Below are 15,412 nucleotides of genomic sequence, written 5' to 3' on the forward strand. Positions count from 1 at the left end.
CCGTGTTAAGCGCGATATGGAATGTGCAAGGAGACTGTTATGCGTATTTTGATCGTCGAAGACGAGCGAGCACTGTGCGATGCAATCGCGCGCAGCTTGCGAAACTTGGCGTACAGCGTCGACTGCTGTCACGATGGACAGGAGGCGCTCGACCTGCTGGGCGTCGAAGTCTTTGACCTCGTGGTGCTCGACCTCAATCTCCCCCGTATCGACGGCATGACCGTGCTCAGGGAACTTAGGAAAACCGACTGCGAGACCAAGGTACTGATTCTGTCCGCACGTGGCGAAGTATCCGATAAAGTCGCCGGACTCGATGCCGGCGCCAACGATTACCTTACCAAGCCGTTTCATCTGGACGAACTTGCGGCAAGGATCCGCAGCCTTACCCTCAGGCGCTTCGCACAAAGCGACATAGTATTAACCTGCGGAAAGCTCAACTTTGACACCAAGGCGCGCATCGCTTCCGTGGACAGCGAGGCTTTATCTCTTACGCGCAAGGAAACGGGAATCTTGGAATACCTGATGCTTAATCAGGGGCGTCCGGTAAGTCAAGAGGAGCTTATCGAGCACGTTTGGGATAGCAGCGTGAACAGCTTTAGCAACGCAACCCGCGTTCATATCTCGTCGCTCCGCAAAAAGCTACGCAGCGCTTTGGGATACGACCCGATTCGCAATCGGATTGGAGAGGGCTACGTTATGGAGGATGGAGAATGAAAGGGCTTTCTCTGCAATGGCGCATAACGATTATGACGGCACTGCTCACGTGTGCGGCATGCGTGCTGACGAACTGCCTGGTCGGCTATACGGGCATGCGCTACATGGATGCCATCGGCAGCGACATCTCGGCCTTTAACGCAACCGGCGAAGATTCGCTCCAGGCGTTCGACCCAACGAAAGCAGCCCTCGATGACAAGGTCACGATCGTCGTAAACGACGCACAAGAGTCTTTTGGCACGACAGCCTGGTACATCACGGCTGGAGTCACACTCCTTGGCGGCGCGCTGGCATACTTTGTGAGCGGCCGTGCACTCAAACCGCTACGGGCTTTTGCAGCTCAGGTTGAGCGTGTGCAACCTGACAACCTAAGCGAAATCAGACTCAATGAAGATGTGCCCACCGAGCTACAACGATGCAGCGCCTCTTTCAACGACATGATCGCTCGTCTTGGCGAAGGGTTCTCTGCACAGCGTCAGTTTACCGGCAACGCCGCACACGAGCTGCGCACCCCACTCGCCCTTATGCAAGCACAGATTGAACTATTCATTTCCGAGCGCTCCGGTTTGCAACCCGAAACAGCCGAGCTGCTCGGCCTGCTACAAGAACAAACCGAGCGCATGTCGCGGATGACCAAGGTGTTGCTCGAGATGAGTGAGCTGCGCAGCGTTCCTTGCGAGGACGATGTGGAACTTGGTCCCTTGTCCGAAGAGGTCCTCACCGACCTTGCGCCACTTGCCGAAAATAAGGGCATAGCCCTCAATTGTGCTGGAGACGCTTTAGTAATCGGGAGCGACACGCTCCTCTATCGGCTGGTGTTTAACCTGGTCGAAAATGCCATCCATTACAGCCGCCCCGGCTCGACTGTCAACGTCTCCATCTGCGACAACGACAGCCACGTGTTCCTGCGAGTCGAGGACCAGGGCCCGGGAATACCCAAGCAGTACCGAGAGAGCATCTTCCAGCCGTTCTTTCGCCTGGATAAATCCCGCAGCAGGGCATACGGCGGCGCAGGACTCGGGCTAGCGCTCGTTTGGGAGATTGCAGCGCTTCACGGTGGCGCCGTAGAGGTCGAAGAAAGTTCCGAGGACGGGACCACTATGCTCGCAAGCCTTCCAAAACGATCCGCAGCATTAACCGAACAGTAAAACGAAAGGGGTCCCGCACACGTTTGCGCGGGACCCCTCTCCGTCAATGCAATTCGCCCAAAAGAGTAGAAGTTTACTCCCACTCGACCGTGCCGACAGGCTTAGGCGTGAGGTCGTAGCACACGCGGCAGATACCGGGGACCTCCCTTTATACGTTCGGCACAATCGTAGGCGATACCCACAAATTCCAGTCCCGAGCAACAAGAGTACAATTGCTGCTAGTGTTGCCAGCTGTTGGGAGATGGAAGATGGACTGCGATGGCTACCCATGCGTTCCCATGCCGTTGATGTGCACCGCCTTTGTGCCGGGGCAGATTGACGCTGCGGTTGCAGGCATTTCCGACCCCGATTCACGCGCCATCGCCACGGCAGAAGCGCTGTACTTTCGCGGACAGGCCGCACTCGCCGCCAAGACAGCACGCCCCTATCTTGACGCCACCGACCCCGCACTGCGCTATTCCTCATGCTTTATCTGCGGATATGCCAGTCTGTCGCTCAACCGTATCGCCGATGCCCGCCGTTGCCTTGCTGGCATCCTCGATACGCCGGCCGACGAGGAATCACCCGCCGTCCACGCCACGCATATCCTGTTCGCCTCGGCCGCGAGCGTCCTGCTGCACTTGCCTTCCCCGTATTCCGCCGAAGAGTTTTATCCGCTTGCGGCGCATCTGCCCGAAGGCCTGCGCCTGTTCGCCAGCTACGTGATGGCGCATGCCCTGTACCTGCGCGGCGAATATGGCCGCAGTCTGGGCATGGCGGAAAACGCCCTGATCATGAAACAGGGAAGCTATCCCATCTCGGAACTGTTCCTGCACCTGGCAGCTTCCATGGCCTGCATGAGTCTCAAAGACGTCGACGCCGCAAGAACGCATTTCGGAGCTGCTTGGAACATTGCGCGTCCCGACGGCCTTATCGAGCTCATCGGCGAGCACCACGGCCTTTTGCAGGGGCTCATCGAGGCATGCCTAAAAACGCAATACCCTGACGACTTCGCACGCATCATCGAGATCACGTACCGCTTCAGCTACGGCTGGCGGCGCATCCACAACCCCGATTCGGGCGAGGACGTTGCCGACGATTTAACGACCACAGAGTTCACCATGGCCATGCTCGCCTGCCGCGGATGGACCAACGCCGAAATCGCACGCCATATGGGAGTATCGCCGGGCACCGTCAAAAACCGCCTATCCGGCGTATACGCAAAGCTTGGCATCGGCACACGCGCCGAGCTGGTCGCGCACATGTTGCGTTAGCGACCGGGCTGCCAAGCGCATCGAACGCGTTCCGGAACCCGGCGCTTCGCTCGATCAATTTGGACATTTTGACCCTTGAACGGCACTACCGCCACGAAGCGTCTTCTCGCAAAATTGGATTATTTCCACCGATATTTGCGGGATGGGAGCCCAAGATGCTTGATCGCCGTTCGTTACTTGTTGCTGGAGCGTCCTCGCTGGCGAGCATTATGTTGCCTCGCGTGCCGGGAAGCGAAAATGCCTTCCTGCTGCCGCTCGCGCCCACCGCGGCCTATGCCGACGAAGAAGATCCCTTCAAGGTGCTCGTTCTCTCGCGCACCATGTTTGGTGTGGTCGTGGTCGACGTCGCCAACAAGAATACGCCCATCGCAGGTGCCCAGGTCACGCTCACATCGCGCTATGCCGTAGGCAAGCAGCTCACCGCCACGACCGATGACGAAGGCACGGCCATCTTTGAGGTCGCCCCTCTTTCGGAAGACTACGTGGACGAGGCAACGCTTCTCGACGCGTACGACTTTAACGGCGGCATCTCCATTAGCATGGCGGGCTACCGCGATGTCGAGATTCCCCTTGCGCGTATCCAGGGCGGCACCGCCATAACCGCGCCCACGCGTCCGCTGTCCGACGGCGAGCCGTACTTCCGCCAGCTCACATTCGACGAATGGGACATCCAGTACGCTGATGCCACGTTCATGGCATTGCCGAAGGACGACGCGGCAAACGACCAACCCGACACGCATGCCTTTATTGTACAGGCACATCTGCCACAGGGTGGACAGGCAACGCTGCACATCAACAAGGTAATGCCCGCTGCGGGCAACTCAACCGAAACCGTCACGCAGATTGGTCAGATCAAGGCCAGCGCATCGGGCGCGGATAATCTGGCGACGTTCACACTCGAAGACAAGTTCCTCGATGCAGCGTCGAGCCTTCTGGAAGAAGGATGCAAGCTGCGCTTTGTCCTCGACTACCAGGGCAAAACTTACACGCTCTCCTCCCCCATGGCCGTTGTTACCGCGCCGGCGGCAAAGGCGGAATCCGGATCGACCACTATCGTCCCCACCACTATGGACCAAGAGATCACTCCGTTTGATTTCCCCGCATCGTTTCCCGGCATCGGTGGTAATAAGTTCACGTGCTGGATGCCCACATTTCCGATCCTCTTCGATTTCTCGTTTGCTGGATACGTGCTGTTTGGTGGAGGATACAAACCAGCCAGCTATATGAACGATTCGGGCAACCCTGATCCGGAATACTGGAAGAAATCGCCGCGCGAGTCGGGCGCCAAGCAGGCAAACCGCTACCTCGACGAGATGGAGGGGAAGTGGAATCAGTACAAGAGTATGAGTGCCGGTTCGGGCACCGATCCAAGAAACACCAAGCTCCTTCGCCACCATTGCACGCCGCTGTTCACGATGGATATCGCCACACAGCTGTACGGCTCGCTTGCCTACGATTGGGTGGGCAAAACCTGGGGTAACAACAACGACCCCGCATACGGCAATATTAAGGCCCTCTTCCAGGTAAGAACCGACCTCAATTGGACCGAGCAGTTTACCCTAGGACCGGTGCCATTTTTCCTAAACGTCAACCCTTGGGTGCTGGCGAAGCTGGCGCTCGCTGTGGGTGCCCACACGCACGGCAGCGGCGCGGCGTTTTTCAAGAACATTTCGCTCGGCTATTCCAACACGTCGGGCTCGTTCACCATCCAGATCGGGCTTGCCGTCACCTTTGGAGCCGGCGTTGCAGGCGTCGCTTCGTCTGCCGTGCGCGGTGCCGCATCCCTCACGCTGTTCATTGGGTACGAGAAGGCAGATGGACACCAGCTTCCGCGGCTGCGCGTAGGTGCAGACGTCGATGTCGATGTGATACTCCAGTTCGTAATGTTCAAGTGGACCACCAAGGCTTGGTCGGGGTCGTGGCCCACACTCATCGATTCGTGGAATATGTCGGTGAACAATGGCGACCAGTATGTGCTCCAACGCTCTGAGCTGGCATTGGGTGGAGATACGCCTTATACGCTGGATGCCTGCTTCGGCTCGGCCGGCAACGCCGAGGCAGGTGGTGTGCCGCAGTTTATCGCATCGGCCACCATCGTCACCAACGCCGAGCTGCTCGCACGCGCCGAGGTTAAGGCCACTGCCGTAAACGCCGCGCCTGTCGTGCGCGATTGGGATCAAGCGGTCACGCGCATTGAGCTCAAGACGAACGCGGAGAGCGACGACACGGGACAGGTCGAACATTTCGTCCACGCGCTGATGGAGAACGACGAAAATGCCGCGCCGATGTATGAGTACACCTACATCGGTCAGGCAACGAACGCCGTTGCGGACCCGAACGCCAATTCTGCCGGCGTGTCGGAGGACGAGCGTGGCGGCATAAAACCCTCGAGCGACAACGTGCTGTTTTCCGGCGTGCTCAGCGAAGCCCACATGAAGCTAACGATGATTGCCGGCGTAGAATGCCTGTTCCGTATCGCCTCGGTGCGCTACGGCGACAATGGCCGCTCGCGCCTGGTGGTGCACACAAAGGCAAACGGCACGTGGTCCGCTCCCACGCCCGTGGACTTTCCCCTTGGGTTTGGCGAGGGCGACGTGGAGCGCGACGGCATATTCGATTACGACTTCGACGTGGTGGAATATACGGACGGAAGAGGAAACCAGGACGCCTACGTGCTGCTGGTCTCGGGCGAGCGCCCCGCCGGCGACAACACCCTTTTCGATACGGCGAGCACATCCGGCATACTGTCCGTTGTGCGCCTGCGCATAAGCAACGACGGAGTTCGCGTGATATCGCACACGTCGTGGCGCAGCATCTCGCGCGGCCGCCTTCAGGAGGATGGCTACCATTGCCTGCAGTGCCCGCGCATCACGGTAGGCAAGACGCTGGTCGACGGACGCCTGTCGGGTGCCTACCTCCACCGCCGCGGAACCACCGCAGAGAAGGCGCTCGGCAGCGAGGCCGAGGTTGCGCTGGAATGCTTTACCCTGTGGTCGGATGATTTGGGCGACAGCCTGACGTTCCGCCAAGTTCTTCGCTTTCCGCAGGCACCGTCGAGTATCGAGCTGAGCGAGCCCGAGAATATCAACGGCAAAATGGTGGTGCCCGTTGCGTACGAGACCGCAGACGGTTGCGGCTGCGCATCGTACGCCGTGATCGGCCAGTCCATTGCGGGCTGGGGCGTTATGTCGCCAGATGCCACAGTACCCCACGCGGTGCCGTGGCCGCAGCACACGGGCTTTTTGGCTACCGTCAACGAGCAGCTGCAGCATATTACTTGGGCACGAGGCGCATCGGCATTTGCAACGCAGCCCGTGGGTGCCGCAGGCTGTGGCCCGGCATCGTTTAGCGTAAGCAACAACGGCAGGTGCGTGCTCTATGTAGAGAACACCGATGGCAAGGTGGGACAAACCTACGACGAAGAAGGCAACCCGGTAGCAGTGATGGGCAAGCACTTCCGCATCTTCGCCAGCACCTTGGCAGGCGATCTGTTCACGGAGCCGTTCGTGATGTGCGAGCTGGACCATCCCATCGATCAGATAACGACATTTTTGACGTCGGGGGGCATGCTCTCCGCGCTCGCCACGCACATTGTGAGCGCGGAGAAGAGCGAGGCAGAACTACACGGCATCGAAGTGCCCTTGGTGGCGTGTGCCACTCCGACGGGCGCAGTCGCTACCTCGGGCGCGGTGGTGCCCGGAGCAGCAGGCGAATCCTTCATGGTCACGGTGCGAAACGACGGTAACACCTTGCTGACCGCCGGCACGATTGATCTGTACCGAGAGGGCTCCAGCCAGCCGTTCTCCAGCGCATCCATCGGGTTCGGAGCAAACGCACGCATGGCTTCGATCTACGATCCGGAGCTTGCCGAGGATGCTTCGGCCAACGACATGGCACACGTGAAGTACGCGCTCGAGACGCTGGACGCACGTTTTGCAACGCACCCGCTGGTAGCCGACAGCGGCAACGCCGTGCTGGCACCGGGTTGCACGGCACAGTTCCGCATGAGCTTCGCTATCCCCGAGAGTTGGAGCGACGAAGTGGGCAAACGCGTAACGCTGTATGCGAAGGCGCGTAATCTGGTGGCGCTCGATCCCGTAACGCTCGAGGAAATTCGACCGGGCGCAAACTCGGCGCTGGGTGCCGTACTGCACGAGCTTCATGTGCCCGACGCGGCATGCGAACGCTCAGAAGTTCAGGTCGGCGTATGCGACAAAGCGGATACGACGGGGCTTCACGATGCACCGATGACGGCGGACGGCGGTGGCGGCTCGAGTGGCGGCGGTACCGACGAGGGCGGCGGCTCCGGCGGAAGCCGCTCCGGCAGCGGCAAGGATCACGGCAATAACAAGCGCTCCGGAAAAGCGGGCGCGCTTGCAGGCACGGGCGATGCCAGCGCTCCCCTTACGGCAGCCGCTGCAGCACTCGCCGCGGCAGGCGCAGGCCTCGTCGCCTACAGCGCCCGCCGCACGGCGCTCGAAAAAGACACCACCGATGAGGTCAATTCGGATAAGCCTCGCTAGCTCCTAGTTACTTTTGTGAGAGACGCCGACTCGGCTCATCGAACATCAAATGGGCTGGTTCTGGATACCCAGAGCCAGCCCATTACGCATTAGATATCGTCAGTGGAGTCGAGTTCTGCCTCGAGCTTGGCACGCCGTCTTTTCGCCAACAATCCGCACGACACGTCTTCGACAACGTATCCAACCGCAAACGCAGCAAGACACATTCGGCCGTCTTCAAACTTACTCGGACAAAACCGACTCGGTTTTGTGCGAGTGAGCTCTTTTCAGCCTAAGTTCGAACGATTGTTCGATGGATTTCGTGTTGGTTGGAATCGTCTGTGGGCTGGGCTATGCTACCTTGACTATCTATATGACTTAAACGCAGCAAGGGAGCACCGAGAGAGCGAGTATGGCAAAAAACACCGCAAACTATGGTAACGACAGTATCCGCCAGCTCAAGGACGAGGAGCGCGTACGCCTGCGCCCTGCCGTTATCTTTGGCTCGGACGGACTCGATGGCTGTGCACACGCTGCCTTCGAGATTCTGTCCAACGCCGTTGACGAGGCGCGCCAGGGCTACGGCAAGCTCATCACCCTTACCGCCTTTCGCGATGGCTCCATTCAGGTAGAGGACAACGGCCGCGGCTGCCCGCTCGACTGGAACCCCTCCGAGAAACGCTTTAACTGGGAACTTGTCTTTTGCGAGCTCTATGCCGGCGGCAAGTATAACAACAACCAGGGCGGCGACTACGACTTCTCGCTCGGCACCAACGGCCTGGGCTCCTGCGCGACCCAGTACGCCTCCGAGTACATGGACGTCACGGTTTGGCGCGACGGCAACAAGTACTCCCTGCACTTTAAGAAGGGCAAGGTCGTCGGCGCCAAAAAGAAGGCGCTCGAGATTGAGCCCAGCGACGAGAACCGCACCGGTACCACCATCAAGTGGCGTCCCGATCTTGAGGTCTTTACCTCCATCAGTATTCCCCACGATTGGTATCGCGAGACCATGCGCCGTCAGGCCGTGGTCAACGCCAACGTGACCTTCCGCCTGCGTATCGAGGGCGACGATGGCGAGTTTTCCGAAGAGGATTTTTGCTATCCCAAGGGCATCGAGGACTATGTGCTCGAGAAGGTCGGTACCGACTACCTTACCGAGCCCTTCTTTATCGAGGCCGACCGTCGCGGTCGCGACCGCGAGGACCTGCCCGACTACAACGTAAAAATCACCGCGTGCATGTGCTTCTCGCGCACTTTCATGATGCAGGAGTACTACCACAACTCATCGTGGCTCGAGAACGGCGGCTCACCCGAGAAGGCGGCCCGTAGCGCTCTGACCAGCGCCATCGATGCTTACATTAAGCAACAGGGCAAGTACAACAAAAACGAGAGCGGCATCAAATGGCAGGACGTCCAGGACTGTCTGGTGCTGGTGACCAACTGCTTCTCCACCCAGACGTCCTACGAAAACCAGACTAAGAAGGCCATCAATAACCGCTTTATCCAGCAGGCCATGACGGCATTCTTTAAGGAACGCCTCTCGACCTACTTGATCGAGAACAAAGACGCCGCCAACAAGATCATGGAGCAGGTGCTCATCAACAAGCGCTCACGCGAGAATGCCGAGAAGACGCGCCAGAGCATCAAGACCAACCTGCAGCAGAAGACCGACATGGCCAACCGCGTGCAGAAGTTCATCGACTGCCGCTCCAAGGACAAGAGCCGCCGCGAAATCTACATCGTAGAGGGCGACTCGGCAGCAGGTGCCATTCGCACCTCGCGCGATGCCGAGTTCCAGGGCGTTATGCCCGTCCGCGGCAAGATCCTCAACTGCCTGAAGGAGGACTACCCGCGCATCTTTAAGTCCGACATCATCATGGACCTCATGCGCGTGCTGGGCTGCGGCGTGGAGATCAAAGACAAGCGCATCAAGAACCTCGGCGCCTTTGACCTGGACAACCTCAACTGGAACAAGGTCATCATCTGTACGGACGCCGATGTCGACGGTTATCACATCCGCACGCTCGTGCTCACCATGCTCTACCGCCTGGTGCCCACGCTTATCGACGAAGGCTACGTGTATATCGCCGAGTCGCCGCTCTACGAGATCAACTGCAAAGAGAAGACCTACTTTGCCTACACCGAGCTCGAGAAGAACGGCATCCTCAAGGAGATTGGTGACCAAAAGTGCTCCATCAACCGCTCCAAGGGTCTTGGTGAGAACGATCCGGACATGATGTGGCTCACCACCATGAACCCCGAGACGCGTCGCCTGATCAAGGTGGAGCCCGAGGACGTCACCAAGATGGAGACCATGTTCAACCTGTTGCTGGGCAACGACGAGGCGGGCCGCAAGCGCCATATCTCCGAGCATGGCAAGGAATACCTGGACCAGCTGGACCTGCAATAGCAGCAAATCGATAACGACGGCCCATAAGAAGTTCAAGAGGAAATCGTGGCAAAGAAGAAGACGAAGAACCAGCCAAAGAAAAAGCAGGTCAACGCCGAGAACGTCATCGGCCTGCACTCCGAGGTCACCGACCAGCCGATCACACAGACGCTCGAGGTCAACTACATGCCCTACGCAATGAGCGTCAACGTCTCGCGTGCTTTCCCCGAGATCGACGGCTTTAAGCCCTCGCACCGCAAGCTGCTCTACACCATGTACAAGATGGGTCTGCTCAAGGGCGAGCGCCAGAAGAGCGCCAACATTGTGGGTCAGACCATGAAGCTCAACCCGCACGGTGACGCCGCGATCTACGAGACGATGGTGCGTCTGGCGACGGGCAACGAAGCGCTGCTTGCCCCCTTCGTGGAGTCGAAGGGCAACTTTGGCAAGTACTATTCGGGCGACCTGAGCTACGCCGCCTCACGTTATACCGAGGCCAAGCTCTCCCCCATCAGCGCCGAGATCTTCAAGGACATCGACAAGGACCCGGTCGACTTCGTCGACAGCTACGACGGCGCCATGAAGGAACCGCGCCTGCTGCCCACCACGTTCCCCAATATCCTCGTCTCGGCCAACAAGGGCATCGGCGTCGCTATGGCGTCCGACATCTGCGGCTTCAACCTCAACGAGGTCTGTACCGCAACGATGCACTACCTGCAGGATCCCGACTGCGACCTGCTCGAGTACATGCCCATGCCCGACTTCTCGACCGGCGGCGAGATCATCTACCACCGCGAGGAGATGGAGAAGATTATTGAGACCGGCCTGGGCAGCTTCCAGATCCGCTCCCGCTGGCGTTGGATTCCCGAAGAGCGCATCATCGAGGTCTACGAGATCCCCTACACCACCAAGACCGATGTCATCATCGAGCGCATCGTCAAGCTCTCCAAGGAGGGCAAGGTCAAGGAGATCGCCGATATCCGCGACGAAACCGACCTCTCGGGCCTGCGCATCGCCATCGACCTTAAGCGCGGCGTCGACCCCGACAAGCTCATGGCCAAGCTCTATCGCTCGACCACGCTGCAGGATTCGTTCTCGTGCAACTTTAACGTGCTCGTCGACGGCTATCCCCGTGTCATGGGCGTGCGCCAGATCCTGCACGAGTGGGTCAAGTGGCGTATTGAGTCCACGCGTCGCCGCATTAACTTTGACCTGGGCAAAAAGTCCGAGCGCCTGCACCTGCTGCACGGCCTCGAGGCGATCTTGCTCGACATCGACAAGGCGATCGCCATCATCCGTGGCACCAAGCTCGAGGCCGAGGTCGTGCCCAACCTTATGCGCGGCTTCGACATCGACGAGACCCAGGCCGAGTTTGTTGCCGAGCTTAAGCTCCGCAACATCAACGAGGAGTACATCCTCAACCGCACCAAGGACATTGCCAAGCTTGAGGGCGAGATTGCCGAGCTTGAGGAGATCCTCTCCAGCGAGGAGAACATCAAGAAGGTCATCAGCGACGAGCTGGCCGCGGTCAACAAGAAGCACGTGATGCCGCGCCGCACGGGCAGGATTGAGCCCCACGAGGTTATTGAGGTAAGCTTGGAGCCCGAGGTCGAGGAGTACCCGGTCACCATCATGCTCTCGCGCGATGGCTACCTTAAGAAGATGACGGACCGCGTGCTCAAGAAGGCGACCACGCTCAAGTACAAGGACGGTGACAAACCCTTTATCGAGTTCCCGTCCTCCAACGCGCACGAGCTGCTCGTGTTTACCAACAAGAGCCAGGTGTACAAGTGCAAGGTTGCCGCGTTTGAGGACACCAAGTCGGCCCAGCTGGGCTCGTACCTGCCGACCGATCTTGAGATGGAACCCGACGAGAGCGTCATCTGGGTCATCGACCCCGAGGACTACAAGGCCGACGTGTTGTTCGTCTTTGAGAACGGCCGCGTGGTGCGCGTCGCACTTGCCGGATACGTCACCAAGACCAACCGCAAGCGCCTCAAGAACGCCATCTACGGCGGCAGCAAGCTGCTATATGCGCAGGTGCTCAAGGAAGATCGCGACATCGCACTGGTCTCGAGCGACTACCGCCTGATGAACTTCAACACGTCGCTGCTCAAGACCAAGACGACCACCAACACGCAGGGCGTCCAGGCTTTCACGGCCAAGAAGGGCCGCTCGGTCACCACCGTCGGCACGACCGAGGAGATCCTTGGCGCCGGCGTCTCGGCCGAGAAGTTCACCGCGCAGAGCCTACCCTCTGCCGGTGCCCTCATGAAAGAAAACGACATGCCGAGTTTGTTTGACTAGGTACCACGGCAACGAGACCGTTAGATACTTCGCAAAGCAACGAGGCCCGGAGCGCAACGGCATTGCGCCCGGGACTCGTCGTTTTTCTTCTCAACTATTTCTTAACGCAGATAAATTGATTTCTGCTTATTTTTCTGCGTAAAAAATGTCAGCGCCACTGCTTCGATGCCCTTTGGTCAGTCGTTAGCAAAACTTGCAAAAGTTAGCAAAACTTGCAAAAATTAGCAAAACTTGCAAAGGAGCTACCATGGAGTACAGCAAGAACCCCTTTACCCCGACGTTCGGAAGCGTCCCTCCCTTTCTAGCGGGTCGCGAGCATATCCTGCGTGACATCAACCGTGGCTTTATCAACGGCCCGGGAGATCCCAACCTGTCAACCATTTTTACTGGCGCAAGGGGAACGGGCAAGACGGCGCTTCTCTCGCTCCTTTCAGAAACGGCGCTTGAACACGGCTGGATCGCAGCAAATGTCTCCGCCATGCCAGGCATGCTCGAAGATATTATCGAGCGAACCAAAGAAGCCGCAGATAGCTACCTCTCACAGCCTCACGCGCGCATAAACGGTGTTCAAATTGGCCCAGTGGGCATCGATTGGACATATGCTCAAGAGGCTCAGGGCAACTGGCGCACGCGCATGAATGGCATCTTTAAGCAACTCGAAAAACATGACATCGGACTTCTCATCACCATCGATGAAGTCACCGTCGATCTCGAAGAAATGCTTCAATTTGCCTCTGTTTACCAGCACTTTGTACGCGAAGGTAAAAAAGTTGCCCTACTCATGGCAGGACTGCCCTACAAAGTATCGGCGTTGCTGCGTAACGATTCCGTCTCGTTCCTCAGGCGTTCCCAATATCATCAGTTGGGACGAATCACTGACGTTGAAATTGCAAACGCATTCCGCAAAACCGTTGAGGCCGGAGGCCGCTCAATCACGCCAGAAGCGCTCGAGGATGCCGTGAAGGCCGTCGACGGATTTCCCTATATGATGCAGCTCGTCGGATATCGCACATGGGATGTTTCGGAGAACTCGCCCAAAATCAGTGCACCTGATGTACAGCAGGGTTCTCTGCTTGCCCGCATGGAGCTGCGCGATCGAATTCTCGAAACGACCTATCGGGAGCTTTCCGATAAAGACATTGAGTTTTTGCTCGCGATGCTACCCGATTCTGGCCCCAGCAGGGTCTCGGAGATAGCCAAACGCATGGGCGTCGCCAGCAACTACGCAAGCCAATACAAACGCCGCCTCCTGGAGGACGGCGTCATTGGAGAGCGCGGGCGTGGCCTCGTTGGCTTTGACATTCCCGCGTTCAGGGAATTCTTGAACGAGAAGGCGTTTTAGCACGCCAAGATTGTCCGCAAGGGCAACGGCGCACGGCAATCAACGATTCACCTGGCAAGGACGGCAAGTGCTTCAAATAACGCTGGTTGCCATGCGTTCTTCTTGCCCTTAGGCGAGCTTGCGAGCGAGCTCTCGCACCTCTTCCAACTTGGGCGACGATACCATGCTGTCGCGCTCGGTCATACCGCTGATGGTGACAATGCCTTGGTCCTCCCACTTGCAGTACGCACAGGCCGACTTGTACATAGCGATCGCCGCATCATAGACGCCCTCACTGTGACTATCGAGCAAAAGTGCCGTCTTGGTGAACGGGAATCCCGTGGCACCGAAGGCGTACAGGCGGTCGATGGCGGCCTTCTCCTGCGCAGTGATATCAAACCAGTAGATAGGCGAAGCGAAGACAACCATATCGGCGTCTTTCAGTGACTCGATCACGTCGGCCATGTCGTCCTTCTGCACACAGGTGCCCTCGTGGGCGAAGCAATACTGACACCCCAGGCAACCAGCGATCTTCTTGCTGGCAACGCGAACGACCTCGACCGTATTGCCGCCCTCACGCGCGGTCTCGGCAAACGCCTCGACCATGGTGTCGGTATTGGCACCCTTGCGCGGGCTACCACTCAATACAACGATATTCATAGAAATCTCCCTCCTTCATGCCGCAGGCGCACGGCATGTTTTCTTGTAGCCAAAACGAATGGAGTTAATCAATCGCCTCGTTTCAGCTACTCCCACTCTTTAGAAGAATCGTCGCTGGAAACTTGGTATTGAATCAAGGCACGCCTTATTTCAGATATTCCTCAAAGAATGCCTTCAGCTTTCCAAACGGGATGATGTCCATCTGATCGTAAAGGTCGGTGTGGCTGGCACGAGGGATAATGAGCAATTCCTTGTTGTCCCCCGTCAGCTTGCCGTACGCGGCTTCGCTGAAATAGCGGGAGTGCGCCTTCTCGCCATGCACCAGCAACACAGCAGAGCGGATTTCGCTGCTGTATTGCAAAATCGGCATATTCAAAAATGACAGCGAAGACGTCGCATTCCAGCCACCGTTGGAGTTCAGGCTGCGGGGATGATAGCCTCGCGGAGTTTTGTAGTAGGCGTAATAGTCCGCTACAAACTGCGGCGCATCCTCCGGTAGCGGATCGACCACGCCGCCCGCCAGCGCATAGCTGCCGTTTTTATAGTCCTCGGTGCGCTGCTCATTCAGCGCTTTCCGCTTTTCAAAGCGCGCCTGCTCGGAATCCTCGGCGTCAAAATAGCCGTTGGCGGTCACACGGGTCATGTCGTACATGGTCATAGCCGCGGTAGCTTTGATACGGGTGTCGATGGCCGCCGCATTGACCGCCATGCCGCCCCAACCGCAGATACCGATGATGCCGATACGCTCCGGGTCAACGCTTTCCTGCACAGAGAGGAAATCCACCGCTGCGCAGAAGTCCTCGGTGTTGATGTCCGGCGATGCTACATAGCGGGGCGTGCCGCCGCTCTCGCCGGTATAGGACGGGTCAAAGGCAATTGCAAAAAAGCCCAGCTCCGCCATTTTCTGCGCGTACAGACCGGAGGACTGCTCCTTCACAGCGCCAAACGGGCCGCTAACAGCGATGGCGGGCAGCTTGCCATCCGCGTTCTTAGGCACGTACACGTCAGCAGCCAGCGTGATGCCGTATCGGTTGTTGAAGGTCGCCTTGCTGTGCTCAACCTTGTCGTTTTTGGGGAACACCTTGTCCCATTCCTGCGTCAGTTTCAACTGCTCCATG

The 15,412-nt window shown here is 58.2% G+C and carries 9 protein-coding genes and 1 pseudogene; 7 read left to right on the forward strand and 3 right to left on the reverse strand.

The genetic code is table 11. From position 1 onward, the window contains the following. Positions 1-21 precede the first annotated feature (21 nt). Entirely contained in the window at positions 22-714 is a 693-nt protein-coding gene (locus ABHT90_RS02925) for a response regulator transcription factor (RefSeq protein ID WP_430393360.1), read from the forward strand. Then, positions 711-1,862 carry a sensor histidine kinase gene (locus tag ABHT90_RS02930; protein WP_346981529.1) on the forward strand — a complete coding sequence of 384 codons (1,152 nt, stop codon included), beginning with the start codon at positions 711-713 and terminating at the stop codon, positions 1,860-1,862. The genes ABHT90_RS02925 and ABHT90_RS02930 overlap by 4 nt, the downstream gene beginning before the upstream one ends. A gap of 73 nt (positions 1,863-1,935) precedes the next feature. On the opposite strand, the pseudogene ABHT90_RS02935 reads toward ABHT90_RS02930, so the two are convergent. Then, a pseudogene (locus ABHT90_RS02935) lies at positions 1,936-2,001 on the reverse strand (hypothetical protein); the annotation flags it as partial. 109 nt (positions 2,002-2,110) lie between these two features. On the opposite strand from ABHT90_RS02935, the gene ABHT90_RS02940 reads away from it, so the two are divergent. From ABHT90_RS02940 to ABHT90_RS02960, 5 genes are all read left to right on the forward strand, one after another. Then, positions 2,111-3,115: a helix-turn-helix domain-containing protein gene (locus tag ABHT90_RS02940; RefSeq protein WP_346981530.1), complete on the forward strand. Its 1,005-nt coding sequence runs from the start codon at positions 2,111-2,113 to the stop codon at positions 3,113-3,115. Positions 3,116-3,270: 155 nt separating this feature from the next. Beyond that, entirely contained in the window at positions 3,271-7,638 is a 4,368-nt protein-coding gene (locus ABHT90_RS02945; protein WP_346981531.1) for a hypothetical protein, read from the forward strand. A gap of 391 nt (positions 7,639-8,029) precedes the next feature. Then, entirely contained in the window at positions 8,030-10,027 is a 1,998-nt protein-coding gene (locus ABHT90_RS02950; RefSeq protein WP_055309971.1) for a DNA gyrase/topoisomerase IV subunit B, read from the forward strand. 45 nt (positions 10,028-10,072) lie between these two features. Next, positions 10,073-12,313 (forward strand): DNA gyrase subunit A, encoded by a 2,241-nt coding sequence (locus tag ABHT90_RS02955; RefSeq protein WP_346981533.1) that lies wholly within the window; start codon positions 10,073-10,075, stop codon positions 12,311-12,313. Between the two features lie 247 nt (positions 12,314-12,560). Beyond that, entirely contained in the window at positions 12,561-13,655 is a 1,095-nt protein-coding gene (locus ABHT90_RS02960) for a P-loop NTPase family protein (protein WP_161160552.1), read from the forward strand. 108 nt (positions 13,656-13,763) lie between these two features. Here ABHT90_RS02960 and ABHT90_RS02965 read toward each other — a convergent pair whose 3' ends face one another. Beyond that, positions 13,764-14,294 (reverse strand): flavodoxin family protein, encoded by a 531-nt coding sequence (locus tag ABHT90_RS02965; RefSeq protein ID WP_346981534.1) that lies wholly within the window; start codon positions 14,292-14,294, stop codon positions 13,764-13,766. A 145-nt stretch (positions 14,295-14,439) separates the two neighbouring features. Then, a complete protein-coding gene (locus tag ABHT90_RS02970) occupies positions 14,440-15,411 on the reverse strand; it encodes an alpha/beta hydrolase (protein ID WP_346981535.1) in 972 nt (323 codons plus the stop codon). Position 15,412 lies beyond the last annotated feature (1 nt).

Source organism: Collinsella aerofaciens, from assembly GCF_039758815.1.
GTDB classification, from domain to species: Bacteria; Actinomycetota; Coriobacteriia; order Coriobacteriales; family Coriobacteriaceae; genus Collinsella; species Collinsella aerofaciens_BP.

Excerpts from the sequence above, each read along its gene's own strand:
- ABHT90_RS02940 (WP_346981530.1), top strand. The coding sequence starts at position 2,111 with ATGGACTGCGATGGCTACCCATGCGTTCCCATGCCGTTGATGTGCACC.
- ABHT90_RS02965 (WP_346981534.1), bottom strand. The coding sequence starts at position 14,294 with ATGAATATCGTTGTATTGAGTGGTAGCCCGCGCAAGGGTGCCAATACC.
- ABHT90_RS02970 (WP_346981535.1), bottom strand. The coding sequence starts at position 15,411 with ATGGAGCAGTTGAAACTGACGCAGGAATGGGACAAGGTGTTCCCCAAA.
- ABHT90_RS02950 (WP_055309971.1), top strand. The coding sequence starts at position 8,030 with ATGGCAAAAAACACCGCAAACTATGGTAACGACAGTATCCGCCAGCTC.
- ABHT90_RS02945 (WP_346981531.1), top strand. The coding sequence starts at position 3,271 with ATGCTTGATCGCCGTTCGTTACTTGTTGCTGGAGCGTCCTCGCTGGCG.
- ABHT90_RS02930 (WP_346981529.1), top strand. The coding sequence starts at position 711 with ATGAAAGGGCTTTCTCTGCAATGGCGCATAACGATTATGACGGCACTG.
- ABHT90_RS02925 (WP_430393360.1), top strand. The coding sequence starts at position 22 with ATGTGCAAGGAGACTGTTATGCGTATTTTGATCGTCGAAGACGAGCGA.
- ABHT90_RS02960 (WP_161160552.1), top strand. The coding sequence starts at position 12,561 with ATGGAGTACAGCAAGAACCCCTTTACCCCGACGTTCGGAAGCGTCCCT.